The organism is Candidatus Margulisiibacteriota bacterium (genome assembly GCA_003242895.1).
Taxonomy (GTDB): Bacteria; Margulisbacteria; Riflemargulisbacteria; order GWF2-39-127; family GWF2-39-127; genus GWF2-39-127.
Window position 1 is genome coordinate 62511 of the sequence record QKMY01000023.1, and the last position, 19793, is coordinate 82303.

Genomic DNA, 19793 nt, shown 5'->3' on the forward strand with positions numbered 1-19793 from the left:
GCTGGACTAATCCTATCCGCTCTTTTTTCTCGAAATCCACTTGGCAATCTCCATTACAACTATGATCGACAGGGCAGCGGAAATTGTTTGTACCCATGAGAGAAGTGTTAACGGTGCCGTACCGAAAATATAGTGGAAGAAAGGTACATTTATAACAATTATCTGTGCAATAATCGCAATGGTAAGGCTGATAAACAGGAACGGATTTGATAATGGAGGTACCTTGAATATAGATTTCTTAAAGGAACGGGAATTCCAGACGTGGAAGAATTGGAGGAACACTGCGGTGTTGAGTGCTGCGGACCTTGCATATCTTAGCCCGGTTCCATTGTTCAGCTCATACCGGTAAATCAGGACCATCGCAAAAGCAGATACGATTCCGACCAAAACAATTCCTGAGAGCATTTCACGGTTAATGATATTTTCCCTGGGGTTCCTGGGAGGCCTGTTTGCGATATCTTCTTCTCCTGGTTCATAGGCAAGCGCTATATCTTGCAATCCATTGGTTACCAGGTTGACCCACAATACCTGTGTTGCAATAAAGGGTAACGGCAAGTCGAGGATAAGGCATAGAATAATTGCCAGCGGAATCCCAGCGGCAGTAGCTAATAAGAAAAAAATTACTTTCCTGATATTGTCGTAAATGACTCTTCCGACTTTGACTGCTTCAAATATTGACGCAAAATTGTCATCTTTCAATACCATGTCTGCTGCTTCTTTGGCAACATCGGTGCCGGCTTTCCCCATGGCAACGCCTATATTGGCTTTTTTTAAGGCAGGAGCATCATTAATTCCGTCTCCGGTTACGGCAACAATATTGTTTTTACGTTGCAGCGCATCGACAATGCTAAGCTTGTGTTGAGGAGAAACCCGAGCATAAACCATGACCTTATTTACGTTCTCTGCTAAGAACGTAACTCCTTTGAGATCTAGTTCTTGTCCTGTAAGCACAATGCCACCCTTTTCAAGAATCCCTGTTCGTTCTGCAATTGCAGTAGCAGTGATCTTGTGATCTCCTGTTATCATCACAACCTTTATGCCTGCTATGTGGGCATTTTTGATAGCTTCTATAGCTCGGGGTCTTGGCGGGTCTATAATTCCCTGTAATCCAACAAAGCTCAGATTGCGGGTTGCTTCTTGTTCCAGGTCAAATTGCCCTGTATCCAGGCGGTTTAGTTCTTTTATCCCGAAACCGAGGACCCGCAGCCCTTCTTCTGCCATGCTATGGTATTGTTGCGTGATAATGTGGTTATTCTGCTCGTTGGAAAAAGCCAGGATCTTTTCTGGTGCGCCTTTAACAAATAATATGTATTTGTTTTCCTGTTTATATAGTGTAGCCATATATTGCCGTTGTGAGCTGAAGGCTATCTCGTCAACCAGTTGATACCGGCTGTCCGGATCATCCTGGACTATCCCATATTTTATAGCGGAAACAATAAGTGCACCTTCGGTAGGATCTCCATCGATTTTCCATGTGTTATCTTCCTCATACACTTCGGATGAATTACACAGCAGGCCTGTTAGCAGCAACTCTTCAAGGTCTTTATCCTGCTTAATCGGGCTATCATTAAAAAAGATCTTTCCCTGCGGATTATAGCCTGTTCCTGATAAAGAGAATTCTTTTCCATTAGCGTACGCTTTGGTTACGGTCATCATGTTTTCAGTAAGAGTGCCGGTTTTGTCAGAACATATATAGTTGCAGCTGCCTAGGGTTTCTACCGCGATAAGTTTCCTGATAATAGCATTCTTTTCTGCCATGCGTTTTAATCCGACTGACATGGTAACCGTTATTACTACCGGAAGTCCTTCCGGGATGATAGCAACAGCCATACTAATCGAAAACAGGATCATATTGTCAACAGGGATGCCTTCGAACAGCCCTAGAATAAAAACAATTGCCGAGACCGTTACCGATAGTATTCCAACTTTTTTGCTGAAATCTGCCAGCTTTTTTTGTAAGGGGGTTAGTTCTTTTATTGTACTTTTAACTGATTTTGATATTTTGCCAAGCTCAGTCCGATCACCTGTATTGACAACAACTCCTTTTCCTCTTCCCTTCAAAATCACGGTACCCATAAACCCCATGTTGAGCTGATCCGGCAGGGATATGTTTATTCCTGTCATCTCCTGTACCTGTTTTGTTACAGCAGCGGATTCTCCTGTAAACATTGATTCGTCGATCTCGATTTCTTTTACTTCGATAAGTCTTATGTCTGCCGGTACTTTATTTCCAGCAGCTATAATAACGATGTCTCCTGGCACCAGATCCTCAGAACTTATTCTTTGTTCTTGGTTTTCTCTGATAACCGATGCTTTTTGTTCGACGAGTTTCTTTATTGCCTGCATGGCTTTTTCCGCTTTGTATTCTTGAAATAGTCCCAGCAGGGCGTTAACCGAAATGACCGTGATTATTACGGCAGTATCTATATAATGTTTAATCGAGAGAGTGAATAGTGCTGCAACAAGCAAAATATATATCAAAGGGTCCTTGAATTGCTTGAGAAAAATTAGCCATACCTGTTCGGTTTTTTCTTCTTGAATTGAGTTCGGGCCATATTTTTTTTGTCTCTCATTGGCTTCTTCACCTGAGAGGCCGTGAAAGTGTGTTTGAAGAGCTTCTAAAACTTCATTTATATTCTTTTGGTAATACATGGTGTTCTCCTGTTCGGAGGTTTTAATACGCTATAGAAAAATTGTAAATAGAATTTATAGGCAGAAAGTTAAGAATGTAACTTCATAACTATTTATTTTACACAGGGATAGCTATTAGAATCGATACTAATGGTAGCCTGGAAGATAGACCCGGATCATAGGCTAATGTTAAGATGAAATATAGCTGCTCAGTTAGCAACGGGTATTAACAATTGCGAACGGGCAATAACATTAGGAGGATAAATGTGTGAATAAAAAAAACAGAACAAAAACTTTTTCGTTTGTACTGTTACTGCTGCTGATTTTTGGCCTAATGGGGTTTGACTTAATAACCAGATCTGATGCAGTTGAGGCAGCAACCCCGAACCAGGTTTTGAGATTTGTGCAATTGACAGACGTGCACATTGATCTTCGTGATAAACCATCTGGGAAAAGGCTGCTTTCACAATCAAGAGGTTTATTGGCTAATGCGGTGGCTACGATTAACAGTATGAATGTTGATTTTGCAGTCTTCTCCGGCGATTCCATTAACTCGCCCAGGGAGAAATCCCTTACTTCTTTTGCTCAGATAGCCAGCCAATTGAATTGTCCCTGGTATGTTGCTCTGGGGAATCATGACATCGCCGTATACGGCAGTCTTACGAAAGGTAAGTTTTTTGAGCTGCTGAATCAGGTTAACAGGTTTCAGAAGAACACTTCTCCCTATTATAGTTTTGTACCCAAAAAAGGCTATCTAATAGTTGTGATGGATGGTGTGATTGATTCCAGAGCTACTGCTCATGGCAATTTTGACCGTCAACAATTAAACTGGCTGGAAGAACAGCTCACAAATAACAGAGATTCCAAAGTCATAATTGTCCAGCATTTTCCCTTGATTGAACCCACGAAAAGTTACGATCACGACGTAGTGAACAAGAAAGAATATCTCGACCTTTTAAATAAATATTCTAACGTAGTTGCCGTATTAAGTGGACACTATCATGCGGAAAAGGTCAGGAAGGTCGGAAGCATCACTCATATAAGCACTCCGGCACTCGTCGAATTCCCCAGCAGGTTCCGGGTTATTACGATAACCGATAATAATAATCAATTGAAACTGGATACTGAGCTTGTTAGTGTGACAGTGAACGTTTATTGATATTGTCGTTGTAAGAAACTTTATCCTTCCATTTGCCTAGTATCCAGCCGCTTCTCCCATAGCAGACAGTAAGTGCATAGCGAGCTATGCCCCTGCGCTAACTTAAGAACACAGCTCTCGTGCTGCGCCTCACCCGGACGAAGGAATTGTGTGCCTTCTATGGAAGTGCTGTAGCGTCCGCCCTCTACATGAATTCCCACAATATTGTTGACAGTTTAAGTGAAAAGTAATAGACTTCAGGCTAAATTTTAATTATGATGGGGAATTCTTGCCATTTGAAAGCCACTCAATTATAGTGCGTGCTGAAGTGACAAAAACCTTTCTTAGGTATATATAGGGATAAAGGAGGAGATAGCATGTTTACCATAACAATGTTAGTTCAATTAGGAGTGTTTTTGTCGATATTAACTTTCGTCGCTTATTTTCTCGGGGAATACATGGCAAAGGTTTTTTCCGGGCAGCGCACCTGGATGTCATTTATTCTCCGGCCTATAGAGAACCTATGTTATCGTCTTTTCGGAGTCGATGAAAACGAAGAGATGAACTGGAAAACTTATGTGGTGAGCTTTGTTGTTTTTAATGTCATCGGTATCGTAGTTCTTTTTTTGCTGCAACTGTTACAACATTTGCTCCCGCTCAATCCTCAAAAATTAGGTTCTATTCGTTGGGATAGTGCACTTAATACGGCGGTTTCGTTCGTAACAAATACCAACTGGCAGTCGTATGTTCCGGAATCGACCATGAGCTATCTGACGCAAATGCTTGGACTTGCTGTTCAAAACTTTCTTTCAGCAGCTGTGGGTATTGCTGCTGTTATGGCTTTCATTAGAGGATTCATTCGGAAAACAACAACTGATATTGGCAATTTCTGGGTTGATACGACCCGAGCTGTTCTCTATGTTTTGCTTCCTTTCGCCTTTGTTTTTTCTCTGGTTTTAGTGTCCCAGGGAGTTATCCAGAATTTTAGTCCTTATGTAGCGGCACATACGCTTGAAGGAAATCAACAAATAATCGCACAGGGACCTGTAGCGTCTCAGCTGGCCATAAAAATGCTAGGAACAAACGGCGGCGGGTTTTTTAATGCTAATTCGAGCCATCCTTATGAAAATCCGACTCCAATGACAGATTATCTTGAGATTCTGGGGCTTTTAGTTATCACTGTCGCATTGCCGTTTGCTTTTGGAGCACTTCTGGGAAAACGAAAACAGGGATGGGCAATCTTTGCGGTAATGATGACCCTCTACCTGGCAGGATTAAGTATCGCTTTATGGTCTGAATTCCATGGCAATCCCTTGCTTACCAACCTGGGCGTTGAGCATGGTCTGAATATGGAAGGAAAAGAAGTTCGGTTCGGGCCGTTAGCTTCTGTTGTTTTTGCTCACTCGACGACTGTAACCTCGTGTGGTGCGGTTAATACGATGCATGATAGTTTCATGCCGATAACGGGCCTTATTCTCCTCTTTAATATGTTTATCGGCGAAGTTGTTTTCGGGGGTGTTGGCGTCGGTCTGATCGGGATACTACATTATGCTATTTTAGCCATGTTCCTTGTCGGCCTGATGATAGGTCGAACTCCAGAAATATTCGGTAAAAAACTTGAACCGTACGAGATGGTGATGGCTGTCATTGCTCTTATCGTGCCATCTATTGTACAACTTGGTTTTGCTGCAATTGCGGTGTCAACGACCTTTGGTCTGTCCAGCTTGAATAACGCCGGACCACATGGATTGTCCGAAATACTGTATGCTTTTGGCTCTGCGGCAGGGAATAATGGTTCGGCTTTTGCCGGGCTAAACGCAAATACTGTTTTTTATAACCTGGTCCTCGCGTTCACTATTCTTGTAGGACGATTTGGAACCATCATTCCTGCCCTGGCAATAGCAGGCTCGCTGGTAAAGAAAAAAAATGTGCCGGAAGTGGCACAGTTCCCGACTGCTTCTCCATTATTTGTTTTCATTCTGATTGGCGTTATCATTATTGTTGGTGCGCTTACGTTTTTTCCGGTTCTGGTATTAGGCCCTTTCCTGGAACACCTGTTTATTTCAGCGGGAGTGACTTTTTAAATGACGTAAGGAATGGTTTTTTTAAATGACATAGGGAACGGTTTTTTAAAATGACGTAGGGAACGGTCGAGACCGTTCCCTACTACAATGGATTACAAGGAGAATATATAATGGAACGAAATAAAAAAAGTATATGGGAACCTGATATTGTCATACAGGCGATAAAAGATTCTTTCAAACGTTTAGATCCCAGGGCCACAATCAGAAATCCTGTTATGTTTGCTGTGGAAATAGGGTCAGTTATCACTACAATTATTACTATCCAAACCGTAATAGCCGGAAAAGGTTTTGGGTTTGAGCTTCAGATCAGTTTATGGCTATGGATTACTGTGCTTTTTGCCAATTTTGCCGAAGCATTAGCTGAAGGGAAGGGTAAGGCTCAGGCGGATTCGCTAAAAAAGGCCAGAAGTGAGACCTTTGCGAATAGGCTACTTGCCAGTGGAAAAACAGAAAATGTTTCAGCTTTATCTCTAAGAAAAGATGATACGGTCTTTGTTAAAGAAGGCGAGATTATTCCTTGTGACGGAGAACTTATTGATGGAGTAGCACTCGTCGATGAATCAGCTATAACCGGAGAATCAGCTCCTGTGGTTAGAGAATCTGGCGGTGATAGAAGCGGGGTAACCGGAGGAACTCGAGTTCTTTCGGGAAATGTGAATATCCGGGTGACTACTGAGCCCGGTGAGACGTTCCTTGATCAAATGATTAAGATGGTTGAGAGTGCTAAACGGCACAAAACCCCGAACGAACGAGCACTGGAGATACTGCTTATCGGCCTCACTGTGCTGTTCCTTGTGGTAGTCATCACCTTACACTTTTTCGCTCATTATATGAATATCCCTATATTGATCACAGTTCTTGTCGCCCTGCTGGTCTGCCTGATGCCGACGACTATTGGCGGCTTGCTTCCTGCTATTGGCATAGCCGGGATGGACAGGCTTCTTTCCCATAATGTTATTTCGTTCAGCGGAAGAGCGGTTGAAGCTTCAGGGGATGTTAACATTGTTCTTTTGGATAAAACCGGCACGATAACTCTTGGGAATAGGTTGGCAACAGAATTCATTCCCTCTGAGGGTATTCGGGTTGGGGAACTTGCTAACTCTGCTTTGTTAGCATCATTATCTGACGATACGCCTGAAGGCAGAAGCATCGTTATTCTTGCCAAAGAAAAAATACAGGTAAGGGGAAGAGATATCCGGACCCCTGCTAATTCTCAGTTCGTTCAGTTCAGTGCGGACACTCGCATGAGCGGTATTGATATCATGAATAGAAAGATAAGAAAAGGTGCTGCCGAAGCTATAGAAGAATTCGTTAAAACGTATGGAAATACGTTCCCATCTGACGTGAAGCAAGCTGTTCAACTCATATCCAGTGAAGGAGGAACACCTCTCGTTGTTGCTGATAACGGTAAAGTTGTCGGGGTCATTCGTTTGAAAGATGTTCTTAAACAAGGGATCAAAGAGCGGCTGCATCAACTTCATCTTATGGGTATCAAATCAATCATGGTCACCGGAGATAATCCCCTTACTGCTGCTTCTATTGCCGCTGAGGCAGGTGTTAGCGATTTTATAGCTCAGGCAAAACCGGAGCAAAAACTGGAATGGATCAGGAAATATCAAAGTGAAGGAAATATGGTCGCGATGATCGGCGATGGAACGAATGACGCTCCGGCGCTGGCTCAGGCGGATGTCGCTGTTGCGATGAACGCTGGAACACAGGCAGCTCGCGAAGCAGCGAATATGATTGATTTGGATTCTTCACCTACCAAGCTGCTTGATATTGTCGAAATCGGTAAACAGATATTAATCACCAGAGGTGCTTTGACAACTTTTAGTGTAGCGAATGACGTTTCTAAATATTTTGCTATTATTCCGGCAATATTTGCGATAACGTATCCGCAGTTAAATATACTTAATATCATGCGGCTTTCCTCTCCTCAGAGTGCAATCCTTTCCGCGGTTATTTTTAATGCCGTTATTATACCCCTGCTCATACCCATTTCGCTTAAAGGTGTCAAATACAAACATGCGTCTGCTCAAGAATTGTTAATCAGTAATTTGGTTGTTTACGGTTTCGGAGGGCTGCTGCTTCCCTTCATTATAATAAAGATTATAGACATTCTAATTGTTGCGCTTCATTTGGCATAACCCCTGAAGGGGAACAAAGAAGTGACACGTAACAAGTGACAGGGACATAAAAAATTGAGGAGGTTGAGTATGAAGGAATTTGTCAGGGCCATTAAAGTATTTATTGTTTTTTCGTTTTTTTTGGGAATTGTTTACCCTTTGCTAATAACTGCTATCGCGCAGAGAACTATGCCAGTAAAAGCCAATGGAAGCTTAGTTCATGTTAACGGAGTTGTGGCCGGTTCCTCATTGATTGCCCAGGATTTTGGCAAGCCTACTTATTTCCATAGCAGACCGTCAGCGGTGGATTATAATGGTGCCGGTTCAGGAGGAAGCAACCTTGGTCCGTCCAGTAAAAAACTTATGGCTCAAGTTACTCAACGACTTGAACAGGCCAGGAAAGATAACGCGTTACCAAAAAATAATTTGATTCCCGCTGATATGGTATTAACCTCTGCCAGTGGGCTTGACCGCAATATCTCGATTGAAAACGCCATGCTTCAGGCGCCTCGTGTTGCACGTTATAGAAATATTCCCCTAGCCACGATCAAAACTTTAATCTACAAGCATGTTGAACCGGATTTTATTGGAATTTGGGGTCAAAAAGGCGTTAATGTTTTACTTCTCAATCTGGCAATGGATTCTATATAATGAATAGTAGGGTTATTTATGGAAGATTATAAACGAACAGATCCTGACGTAGTGCTCATGCAGATACAAAAGGAAGATGAAGATTTAATTCGTCAGAATAAAGGACGTTTAAAAATATTCCTTGGCTATTGTGCCGGAGTTGGCAAAACCTATCGAATGCTTCAGGACGGGGCACTCAGCAAGAAGAATAGTATTGACGTTGCCATCGGTATTGCCGAAACTCACGGCCGGAAAGAAACCGAGGCATTACTGGCAGGTCTGGAATGTATTCCCAGAAAGAAAATAGCTTATTCAGGGTTGGACTTGGAGGAGGTCGATATCGATCGAATCCTTTCCCGTGCTCCTCAGCTTGTGCTTATGGATGAGCTCGCTCATACAAATGTGCCAGGATCCAGGCATAGTAAACGTTATCAGGATATTGAAGAATTGATTAATGCCGGAATCGATGTGTTTACGACCCTCAATATCCAGCATGTGGAAAGCATTGTCGATATCGTCAGCCAAACATCCGGGATAAAAGTATATGAAACGGTCCCTGATAGTTTTTTAGCATTGGCTGATGAGATTGAATTGGTCGATCTGACTCCGGAAAAGCTGCTTGAGAGGTTGAAAGAAGGCAAAGTCTATATTCCCCAGAAAGCTCAGCTTGCCATGCAGAAATTTTTTCGTATGGGCAACTTGCTGGCATTGCGGGAACTTTCCTTGCGTTATACGGCAAAGCAGGTTGATGAAGACATGCAGTCCTATATGGAGAAAAGTGGAATTATAGGACCATGGCCGGTTGGATCGAAATTACTTGTGAGTATCAGCGGCAGTCCTTCGTCAGAGAGATTGTTGAGGATTACCCACCGAATGGCCTCGGACCTTAACGCCGATTGGTACGCTGTTTATGTTGACTCACCCCAGCAGACGAATTTAGACGATAACTCTCGAAATCAACTGGAAAAAAATATACTGTTGGCAACCGAGCTTTGTGCAAAAGTATTTCCACTGAGCGGCACAATAATTGCTGATGAGATTATTCATTTTGCCCGCCAAAAAAATGTTACGCTTATAATCGCCGGACTTTCTCATCGATCAAGAATTGAGGAGCTGTTCAAAGGCTCAGTTATCAATGAGCTGGTACGTAAAAGCAGCCCGATTAACGTCCTGATCGTTGGAAGTGAGAGCTATAGGAAAACGTTATATGAAAAGTACAAGGCACTCAACAAAAAAGACTATAAATCTTATCTGGCGAGTTGCCTGTCAGTGGCAATTGCCGTAGGAATTAGCTGGCCATTACGACAATGGCTTGACCCTGCTAATATTGGAATGTTACTGCTGTTTCCTGTGATAGCCAGTAGTGTTCTTTGGGGTACCAGAGTCGGACTATTTACCTCAGCCATAGCTATTAGCTTGTATGATTTCTTTTTTATTCCTCCGTTCTTTACTTTTAGTATCGGGGATTATAAATATTTGCCGGGCTTTCTGGTGTTTATCGCCATCGCTTTAATTAACAGCTTTTTAGCGAAGATGTTCCGTTGGCAGTACGAGACTTCTCACAGCCGGGAACGGTTTCTTTCTTCTCTTTATACGTTTAGCAGGGAAATGATGATGTCTAAAAATGTCGAGGATATTCTCAGCCGTTCAGCGACGAATATTTCGGAGGCCTTTAGTAGCGACGCCGTGATATTCGTTCCTGACGCTGACGGTAATCTTACACTCGCTACGCACATTCATACTCGATCAATTATTGATGAAGCCGAAAAGGCTATCGCCGTCTGGGTCTATAAAAACGGTCAGCCGGCTGGAAGAAATACACGTACGTTATCGTCTTCAATGTGGTACTTTTTACCGATGAATGTTAAAGAAAGCACTATAGGTGTCGTCGGTATTCGAAGTACGAATCAAGAGCATTTCCTTACAGCTGACCAGATTCGCTTATTAGAATCTTTTGCTAGCATGGTCGGTCTTGCTCTGGCAAATCATTAGAAGATAGCATTGTTTCAACACAATCCAACATTCGTTATTGCATCAGACTTTTTTACTTTCCCCGCCTTCGTTACCTCATTTATTTGGTATAGAGAAATATGGCGACTTATAGTATCCTACTGCAACGTCAATAATCCAGAAAATATATTTTTATAGATAGCTGTGGGCAAAAGGGGGAATTGCTATGGCACGGGATATATTAGGACAGCGTATCGCGAAGCGCCGTAATGGCGGCGTTCATGTTTTTAAGCAAAAGGATTTCGAGCTCAAGCCGACGAACAGGGTTCTTCTGGTTTTCTGGTGTAAAGGGGATGAGAATGACAGTGACGTTATCCGGTCGGTACTGGAGATGAGCGGCAATCAGGCAGCTGAATATCTTTCTGAGATAATGGACAACTACGAGTCGCGGCATCGAAAGTATCGTGATGTTATCGTTCGGAATTATCAAAAAATCGTGCGTCTTCGAAGTGACGAAAACTTAATTCCTGATTTCCTTGAATACGATAAAAAGCTGCTCATCGGTGCGATGTTTACCAAAGAGATTTCTTTCGAAAACGTTGCGACATTCAACCATTCTATGGTCCCTCATCCTGATCAAAGTTCTCTTCGGGACGGGGAACTCCGGGTAATAGTTAGCCAGCGTTCAATGGGAGAAGGGCAGTTCTCGACAATCAGTTTTGTCCAGGCGATTATCGACAGTGAGTGTCTCATCAGGATGGAGAATAGTACTTTGGAAGAAGAATTCTCTAGCCGGTACGCAACAGTACCTTCACCTTTGATGGTTACTAGAAATGATCTTGTAACAGCGGCAGTCAATCTTGCAGTATATAGTGAGATAAAATATCTTATATCCATAATGCCGGACGAGTTGAAGTGTGATGAACTGGAATTTCATTTTTATAAGCTAGGGATGCAAGTGCAATTAACCCGTTCCCAGAAAGAAGCGCTCGACCTCATCCGGTTATCCCTGGAGGATTCCTACACAACGGAATTCGATTCTGAGACTTCATTGACTGAGCGGGTCTTATTTCCTTCTGCTCCATATGAAGCCGGGGGAATGGAAGATGCTCGCTTTGTCCGTTTCGTTCATGATGAAGGACAGGTTACATATTTTGCTACGTATAATGCTTATGATGGGCGGGATGCGGTCCCGAGTTTGATCGAGACTACGGATTTCGTGAGGTTTACTATAAGCAAGCTTCATGGTCCGGAAATAATGAATAAAGGGTTCGCTCTTTTTCCGGAAAAGATTAATGGCCGGTATGCAATGATCTCTCGAAAAGATGGCCGGAACATTTATATCATGTTCTCTTATGACCTCTACCGCTGGGGAGGATCTGCGCTGTTATTACAACCGCAGTGGCCGGGAATCGTTCATATGGGGAATTGCGGTTCTCCTATCAGGACTGATGACGGATGGCTACTTATTACTCATGACGTTGCCTGGAAGAGAGAATATACTATAAGTGCTGCACTGCTTGACCTCAATGATCCGACGAAGATAATCGGCCGGTTGCCGTGTCCGCTCATAGTCGCTCAGGATGAAGAACGAGAAGGACTTGTCCCTAACGTTGTCTATTCCTGCGGATCGCTCGTGCATAATGGATACTTGTGTATCCCGTATGCCGTATCCGATTCTTTTTCAAGATATGCAAAGGTCAATCTGAGAATGGTCCTCGATACTCTAAAACAGAAAAAATAGCGGCAATAGTCTTTATTACCATTGCCGCCGGAATTGATTTAAATCAGGTTAAATGCGGATAATGTCGAGATTACCTTCATCGGTACCTTCGAGTGTGGTTGCTGTCGAAGGTTCCCGACTTGCTTTCCAGGTACGATCTGCGATAATTGATTTGTTGCCGGACTGTATCGTTCCTTCAATCGAGTTGCCAACAATTTTTCCAACATATGTTAACGGAATTGACTGACCGTTTATTTCCTGTTCAATAGTGAATTGTACTTTGTCTCCAGTTATTTTTGCATCTTTTATCGGTGCGCTTGCTGATTCAGAAATGACGTTTCCATTGATATTTTGAAATTCCTGATCGATTGTTAATGATTGTATGCTTGCGCTTTTTTTATTCGGTTCTGACCAGGACCAGGTACCGGTGGCGTTTGCCGGGACAATCCAGAAATAGATCGTGTGGCTTTTTAATTCTGCTACCTGATCGGCTTTCCATTCGCCCATATCAAAGTCGTGAGATACCACCCGCGTCCCTGGTTTGAGCGTACTGAGTATTTTCGGTCGTAACTTTAAGTTTACGCTCGGAAGAAGGTACATTGTCAGGACAGTTGCTTTGCTGAAATCAGTGAGGAAGAGGTCTTGTTGTAAGAACTCAACTCTGTCTTCGACTTTAGCCAATGCAGCATTCTGATGACATTCTTTGATGCGGTCCGAATCGATATCAACTCCGATACCTTTTGTTCCATACTGCTTTGCGGCTGTTACTACTATCCTGCCGTCACCGCAGCCCAGGTCATAGAGAATATCCGTGCTTCCGATATTGGCTATGTTTAGCATTTTATTAACGACTTCTTCATCTGTCGGTACGTAGGGCACATCGAGTTCTTTTTCTGCTGCTGATAGAATGCTTGGATTTGTATCCACGGTGCTTATTCTGTCGATTGCCCCGCTGCCCTGGATCATTATGATGGTTGCAAATAATAAGACCATTACTGATTTTTTCATTTTTATACCTCCTTTGATGTTTTGCTGCAAAGATATTTTAGAAAAAAAATTGGTAAACCGGTAAGTAGGACGGCTATTCCGATTACTGCGCCTATTCCGGTATAGATGATACTTGAATACATCATATACATACATATCAGGCAGAAAACTGCGGGGAGGATCGGATATAATGGGACTTTAAACGGGCGATTTATGGAGGGCTCTTTTTTTCGTAGGACAAAAATTGATATGCCTGCCAGCAAGAAAAAAAGCCAGAACACCGGAGCGGTATATTCGACCATCATTACAAATCCGTTGCGTGTTCCGGTCCCAATTCCGATGAGCATGATCGAAATGATTCCCTGAACTATTAAGGCGTTTACAGGATTCCCGACTTGTTCTTTCCATTTTCCAAGAAATTCGAACGGTTTGAAATCCCGTCCGAGAGCATAATTCGTTCGGGCTCCTGTGATGATAATCCCATTGATCGTGCTTAAGGCTACAATCGCTACCAAGAGCCCTGTGAGTTTTGCTCCCAAGCCTCCAAATACGTTTTCCATTAAAGAGGTTGCTGCCAGCTCAGATTTCGACATCGCTTGAATGCCTAAGCCTTCAATGAAGGCTATATTAATCATGACATAAACAGCTGTTATTATTGCAATGCTATATATCAGGGTTTTTGCCATAGTCCGCTGCGGATCCCGTACCTCTGAAGAAAGATAAGCAGCTTCGTTCCATCCGCTGTAGGTCAGCAGGACAAAGACCATCGCTTTCCCTATTCCTGAAGCGCTTGATGGTGATATCTGGCTTAGAATTTTGTCTGAAGATGCGAGAAAGAAACCTGAGAATGAGATAAATAAGAGACCGGAAATGGTTGATATAATAAGAATTTTTTGTATCCAGCTTCCTTGGCTCACTCCGGCGATATTTATTGCTGTCAGTATGACAATGGTGCATGCGGCATAATATGAAGAAGAGTAGAGTCCAAGGTTGAGAATATTTGAAGCGTAGTCGCCGATGAGGAATGCCATCATGGCGATTGAGCCGGTCTGAATGACAGCCATTCTGGCCCACGCGAATAAGAATGAGGGTGCTTTGCCGAAGGCTCTGTTCAGGTAAAAATACTCTCCTCCGATATTTGGGTAAGTAGATGTAAGTTCTGCATAACATAATGCTCCGATAAGCGAGATAATCCCGCCCCCCAGCCATACCATAATTATCGTTACCTCGTTCCCGGCACTTGCAGCTACCAGTGACGGAGTTTTGAATATTCCTGCACCGATAACGATCCCCATTACAATTGCGATGCTGTCAAAAACTGATAGGTATCTTTTTGTTTGCGGATTTCCTGGCATAGGACTGCTCCTTTATCAGTTTTTCTCAAAGGACTATATTATTTTTCCGGTTTCTGTGTTGGGGCGATACTACTGCTGCTGGGGTGTTCGGTCAATGCGTTAGGTCCCGGATACTTTTGTCGGGTCAAAGCTCTTCTTGATATCGTAGCCCTAATAGCTAAATTTGTGTGATCCGGGGATTCTGGTAGGGGCGTGCCGCTGGTACGCCTCTCTATGGTTACATCCTTGCGAGCTAGTTGACAATGTGCTTTCCTCGATATAGAGTGCCTGCAAGAATCTTGGAGGGGGGATAACCATGATGCGATGGATAATAGCTTTTATTGTTATAGCTCTTATTGCTATGTTTTTAGGGTTTAGTACGGTTTCTAATTTTGCTTTTGCTTTAGCAAAAATATATTTTGCTATTTTCCTGGTACTTTTTTTTGCGGTTATTTTTCTTGTGTTTTATATTGTTAAGAAAATAAGACATTAGCTTAATTATTACGGTAATTTTATTCTGCGCTGTTCTTTGCAAGAAAGCGCAATTATTTGTAATCAGGCCACTTTAAAGAAATTATCTAAATCGCCTGCGTTTTCTGTCTTATGAGCTTCTTCTTTGATCGCAGTTTTGATAGTACGCAAGACCAGGTTAATGAGCAGTCGCGATTGTTTAATATTTAATCTTAATTGTTTGCTTATATCGAGTATATATTCATTAATTGAAATTGGTTTGATTATATCATTTGGCAGCTTGCCAAGTCTATCAAAGTGAAATTGTTCCGGTAACTTCTCGGTCAACAATCTGGCCTGCTGTTCAGGTATCATATCTACCAGGATTTTTAATGTGAGTTTTATTGCGGCATCTGCTGTTATTTGATCATTAATGAAATCCAATTTTTTTATTTCTTCTATAAATTCCGGATAATCCATAATAACTCCTTCCGTTTGCAAAAAATTAGAATAACCTTCTTTTTTGAAGGGTTTATTCCAACTTACTTTTGGATGTGTATATACGATCTTGAGATGAAGGATTATTCTAGTAAAAAATTAATTCGTTTTATCTTGAGGGTATGGTTGTCCGGATACTTAATGAACTTGTATTAAATAATCTTTCACTTTTTCGGCATTATTTACCATAAATAGCCCCTTGCTTTTCCGGGTTTAGTAGCCTTGTAACTATTATTAATTTGTATTGGTGAGGATACTACTCCTTTGTAGTATCCGAGTCAACGATATATATATGTAGTTGTTGCCTATTTTCTTACTGATCCCGCATCGCCGCCTCAGCACAGCTTTCTCCGAATTATTGGAGCAGCGTGACGAGGCGGACTTACTCACGTGAATGGATTTATTTCGTTAAGCCGCTTCAAGCATTTCTACCCAATCATCCGGCAATTTTTCTTCTATATCGTCTATGGTATCGTCACCGACAGCATCCTTTGCGGCACCAAATACAATGTTCAATAATTGTCGTGACTGTATATTGTTAAATCCGAATTGTTTGCTGAGCTCTGCAACAGTCTCGTCAACAGAGATCGAAAGCTGTATCCCTTTTTGATGGCTTCGTAACTTTTCATAGGTTAACGGGTCCGGTAGTTCCTCCGCTAACTTTTTTGCTTGCGGTTCAGGTATCCTGCTGACTAGAATGCCTAATGATGCCTTAATAGCTGCATCGGCGGTCTCTTGGTCCTTTATAAAATCCAGAGATTCAACTTCCCTGATGAATTCTTGATAGTCCATAATTATTCCTCCTTTTATAATTTAATTGAATTAATATGGCAGGGCGTAAAAAAAAGCTATCTGTTTTTTCCCTGGCTAATGACATTATCTAGTCCTAGAATCTCAAATATCCTATTAATAACCTGATATTTTTTATGGTAGAGATGATTCTTGATGTATTGTATGAAGTTCAACATATACGTCAAGGATGAATATTGTTTTGCAGGTATGGCGGTTGTCGGGGGGTGTAACTCAGTTCAACGCAACTGTAAAATTATTTAGGATTAAATCCGGATGCTTAATCCGAATTTTTGGATTATTCCTAATTCTTGTTCTGAAGTGAGATAATCAAAGCCTAATTCATTGATGATTATTGAAATCCCTAGGTAGCAGTTTTTCTCATAGGCATTATACCCTCCGCGGATTTTAAAAAAGTCGAACGGTTCGTATCCGGCACCTAGATTAATGTAGGTTTTTTTGAAGAGTTGGTGGCTGAGATAGTCTATATTGAATTTTAAAACCGCGAGGTCATAAGAAATCCCGCATCTGTAAATGCCGTATAGTTCTTTTGGTGAAGTGCTAACAACGTCTTGTAATAAGATGCCTAGGGCAAGGGTGCCGGATAATTTAATTTTATAACCGAAATCGCAGGAAAGATACTTTTTTTGACCTATTGTACCAGCAGTCTGCGTGATTCCTTTTGCGGTTATGCCGAGTGCTTGTGTTTCATTATAATTGCAGGAATAACCGAGGTAATATGCTTGATTAACAAATGAAAAATTACCGCTACCGATAGGGTTGCCATAATTGTCAGTATAACTGATGTTTTCAACTCCTGAGCGGTAGTAGGCAATGCCGAAGGAACCGATCCCACGTATATTGCCATTCATTAATAACGAAAAGTCGTTCACTTCAGAAAACAATTTTGAATAGGCAGTGTAGAGTTCCGTCTTGTTTTGGAATGAAAGATTGGCGACATTCCAATAGAGTGCACCGCTGCCTTCCGGGTTTGCCGTATATGCGCCACCATATTGCATCCCTTTGAGGTCAAGCCCGTGGTCAAGGAAAAAAGCAGCATACCCAGTAGTATTTGTTGTGATAATTAAAGCTGCTAATAGTAAATATAATAGTTTTTTATTCATAAACTTTCCTAAAATTCCGGTGGTAAGGGAGGGAGTATCCTTTTTAAATTTATTGTTCCTATATTGTAGTTTGCAGTCGCCTCCGTCACTGATATGGTACGGGTATTTTCCTCGAAATTCGATGTCGTTGCAGTTAGAATATAAGCGCCGGGAAGGACTGTCATCGCGAATTGCCCTGTTGGGCATGTCGATGCTTGATAAGTATTCGTGCCTGCCAGACTTACAATGACTCCTGCATTGTTTGACGCTATCCCTTCGAGCCGGCATATTCCGGACAGATTAATAGTCGAAATGTTTTCTGTAGTATCATTGCTGCTGCCGCATCCGGTGAGGGTAATAATTACGATAGCCATTACGATATTTACGATGACATATGTTAATCTTTTTATTTTTTCCATAATACTATTTTGCCTTTTTTCTTGATGCTACCAGTTCCGTTGGTGCTGTTCAATTCAAGTAAATAAATATATACATCAGATGGCAACATTATTCCATTCTCATCTGTTCCGTCCCAAGTTATTACATTATAATTGATAGTGCCTCCGATTTGTGCTGCGGATATGGTTGTTTTTTTCATTAGTCGTCCGCGATTATTATATATTTTAAAACTCCCATTCGCATTAGAACCTGTTAGTGTATATGCAATTTTCGAGGTTTCGCCGGTATTCGGGTCGAAAGGGTTCGGGTAATTCTTGATGTCTGTTACTGAAAATAAAGAGTTATCTGTCGGTCCCTGGGCCTGGACTCTAAAATAGTTCATTCCCTTATCAATTGTCAAACTCAATGTTTTGGTCTCAATGGGATACGATTTGCCGGATTTCATGTCAAGTAAAACCCAGGTATAGTTAGTATCCGTGTTATTGACGAGATCCAAGACGTTTATTCTTATTGTACCTGGTTCTTTCGAGGAAATCTGTACGTCCCATTCAACGTAATCCTTTTTGAGAGTAGCTGCGAGTATCGCATAGCAGTTATTGTTTTTTGCTGCGAAAACTTTCAGTACCTGTCCTGGCGCTTCAGGCGGAGCTAAAACGTCAATGAGGATCGGGAGCTTATTTGTCCCGATTAACGAAATAACCGATTTTTGTTGGTTTTGGTCTTCTATAGCTAATGATAGTTTGAGTTCGCCATCGGTTTGATTGAAAGCTTGTGGTGTGAATTCTGAATTGTTTGTAGGAGGAAATATAAGTGTCAGCGGATGAAGGGCTTTTATCCAGTAGCCTTTCCAAGGTTTGATTGTCGTAGAAACGTAATAGGATTCGTCTCTGTATTCGTGCAGTCCATTCGCTACTAATCCGTTAATAATAGCGTTATTAATTGAATACTCTGTAGCATTATGAAGTACTTTTACTTTGCTCCATTCGAGATCTGTAAGTTGTGGATTGCTGATCTGGTTCCACCCCGCAGGGATGGCTATTTGTTTTTCCTTCGCGTCAAAAATACAGGTAGAAAGGTCGATAGTAAGGTTGTTTGATAACTTGATCCAGACAGCTTTTCCAGGAGTGAGGTCAAGAGGCGTTACACTTATGTATCCACCGATATCGTTATACAAGTCACTTTTCCAGGAGTACATGAGCGGATTGTTGGGAATGGTTCCAACCGGAAGACTAATCATTACGATACTATTCGAAGACGGTTTGCTAATAATGTATTCATTTGAAGATAAACCGTTGGCGTCCAGTACATTTATTGTGACAGATCCTGTTACTCTTGAACCGTAGCTGTCTTCCGCATAAAACAGCAGCAGGTATATTCCGGACTGAGTTCCATCAGGTTTCCAGTTGAAGGTCCCGGTGTTGAAGGTTGCTCCGATGGGAAGATTCCCTATACCCAGAGTCGCTATGTTATCGCCATTATCTGGGTCTGAGGCTGTAACCGAGAAGCTTATTATGGTATTCTCGCTGACTGCCATGTGTCCGGTTACGGTAATAATCGGAATACGGTTAACATTAGCGATGATAACGAGGATCGAGCGGGTAACGATACCGCCATTATTATCGTCAATGGTCAGCAGTACATTGTGAGTCCCGGCATCGTTATAGGTTGTCTGGTAGGAGGAAGTAGTCATCCAGCCGGAATAGGAAACCGAAAGGGTATCGCCGTCAGGATCTGAGTAGAGGGGATTGATTGAGACAGTTTCAGTTTCATTGGCCGTGATCAGTGCAGCAGTTGAGACACTTGGAATACGGTTGATACTACCGATGACAACAAGGATTGAGCGGGTAACGAGTCCTCCATAGTTATCGTAAACGGTCAGCAGTACATTGTGAGTCCCGGCATCGTTATAAGTCGTCTGGTAGGAGGAAGTAGTCATCCAGCCGGAATAGGA

The 19793-nt window shown here is 42.1% G+C and carries 15 protein-coding genes; 7 read left to right on the forward strand and 8 right to left on the reverse strand.

Annotation, left to right across the window (positions count from 1 at the left end; all coding sequences use genetic code 11):
• Nucleotides 1-12: 12 nt before the first annotated feature.
• The gene (locus DKM50_03495; GenBank protein ID PZM83042.1) at nt 13-2652 is read right to left on the reverse strand and encodes a cation-transporting P-type ATPase; all 2640 of its coding nucleotides are present in this window, start codon (nt 2650-2652) and stop codon (nt 13-15) included.
• Nucleotides 2653-2899: 247 nt separating this feature from the next.
• On the opposite strand from DKM50_03495, the gene DKM50_03500 reads away from it, so the two are divergent.
• The 6 genes from DKM50_03500 to DKM50_03525 all read left to right on the forward strand — a co-directional run bounded on the left by DKM50_03500 (nt 2900) and on the right by DKM50_03525 (nt 12303).
• Nucleotides 2900-3790 (forward strand): hypothetical protein, encoded by an 891-nt coding sequence (locus DKM50_03500; GenBank protein PZM83043.1) that lies wholly within the window; start codon nt 2900-2902, stop codon nt 3788-3790.
• A gap of 356 nt (nt 3791-4146) precedes the next feature.
• Nucleotides 4147-5853: a potassium-transporting ATPase subunit KdpA gene (locus DKM50_03505; protein ID PZM83044.1), complete on the forward strand. Its 1707-nt coding sequence runs from the start codon at nt 4147-4149 to the stop codon at nt 5851-5853.
• A gap of 110 nt (nt 5854-5963) precedes the next feature.
• Nucleotides 5964-8000 carry a K(+)-transporting ATPase subunit B gene (kdpB, locus tag DKM50_03510; protein ID PZM83045.1) on the forward strand — a complete coding sequence of 679 codons (2037 nt, stop codon included), beginning with the start codon at nt 5964-5966 and terminating at the stop codon, nt 7998-8000.
• A gap of 69 nt (nt 8001-8069) precedes the next feature.
• Nucleotides 8070-8630, forward strand: a complete 561-nt coding sequence (locus DKM50_03515) for a potassium-transporting ATPase subunit C (protein ID PZM83046.1) — start codon at nt 8070-8072, stop codon at nt 8628-8630.
• Nucleotides 8631-8648: 18 nt separating this feature from the next.
• A complete protein-coding gene (locus tag DKM50_03520) occupies nt 8649-10601 on the forward strand; it encodes a sensor histidine kinase KdpD (GenBank protein PZM83047.1) in 1953 nt (650 codons plus the stop codon).
• A 184-nt stretch (nt 10602-10785) separates the two neighbouring features.
• The gene (locus DKM50_03525; protein ID PZM83048.1) at nt 10786-12303 is read left to right on the forward strand and encodes a glycosidase; all 1518 of its coding nucleotides are present in this window, start codon (nt 10786-10788) and stop codon (nt 12301-12303) included.
• 48 nt (nt 12304-12351) lie between these two features.
• Here the strand turns inward: DKM50_03525 and DKM50_03530 are convergent, their stop codons facing one another.
• Nucleotides 12352-13290: an SAM-dependent methyltransferase gene (locus DKM50_03530; GenBank protein ID PZM83049.1), complete on the reverse strand. Its 939-nt coding sequence runs from the start codon at nt 13288-13290 to the stop codon at nt 12352-12354.
• A gap of 2 nt (nt 13291-13292) precedes the next feature.
• Nucleotides 13293-14624 carry an amino acid permease gene (locus DKM50_03535; GenBank protein ID PZM83050.1) on the reverse strand — a complete coding sequence of 444 codons (1332 nt, stop codon included), beginning with the start codon at nt 14622-14624 and terminating at the stop codon, nt 13293-13295.
• Between the two features lie 295 nt (nt 14625-14919).
• Here DKM50_03535 and DKM50_03540 point away from each other — a divergent pair, with 295 nt between their 5' ends.
• The gene (locus DKM50_03540) at nt 14920-15096 is read left to right on the forward strand and encodes a DUF1328 domain-containing protein (GenBank protein PZM83051.1); all 177 of its coding nucleotides are present in this window, start codon (nt 14920-14922) and stop codon (nt 15094-15096) included.
• A gap of 62 nt (nt 15097-15158) precedes the next feature.
• On the opposite strand, the gene DKM50_03545 is transcribed toward DKM50_03540, so the two are convergent.
• The 5 genes from DKM50_03545 to DKM50_03565 form a co-directional block, all read right to left on the reverse strand.
• On the reverse strand, nt 15159-15533 hold the full coding sequence (locus tag DKM50_03545; protein PZM83052.1) for a hypothetical protein: 375 nt from the start codon (nt 15531-15533) through the stop codon (nt 15159-15161).
• 426 nt (nt 15534-15959) lie between these two features.
• Nucleotides 15960-16343 (reverse strand): DUF2267 domain-containing protein, encoded by a 384-nt coding sequence (locus DKM50_03550; GenBank protein ID PZM83053.1) that lies wholly within the window; start codon nt 16341-16343, stop codon nt 15960-15962.
• A 263-nt stretch (nt 16344-16606) separates the two neighbouring features.
• On the reverse strand, nt 16607-17464 hold the full coding sequence (locus DKM50_03555; GenBank protein ID PZM83054.1) for a hypothetical protein: 858 nt from the start codon (nt 17462-17464) through the stop codon (nt 16607-16609).
• Between the two features lie 8 nt (nt 17465-17472).
• Nucleotides 17473-17862, reverse strand: a complete 390-nt coding sequence (locus DKM50_03560; protein ID PZM83055.1) for a hypothetical protein — start codon at nt 17860-17862, stop codon at nt 17473-17475.
• Nucleotides 17850-19778: a hypothetical protein gene (locus DKM50_03565; GenBank protein ID PZM83056.1), complete on the reverse strand. Its 1929-nt coding sequence runs from the start codon at nt 19776-19778 to the stop codon at nt 17850-17852. The genes DKM50_03560 and DKM50_03565 overlap by 13 nt, the downstream gene beginning before the upstream one ends.
• Nucleotides 19779-19793: the final 15 nt, after the last annotated feature.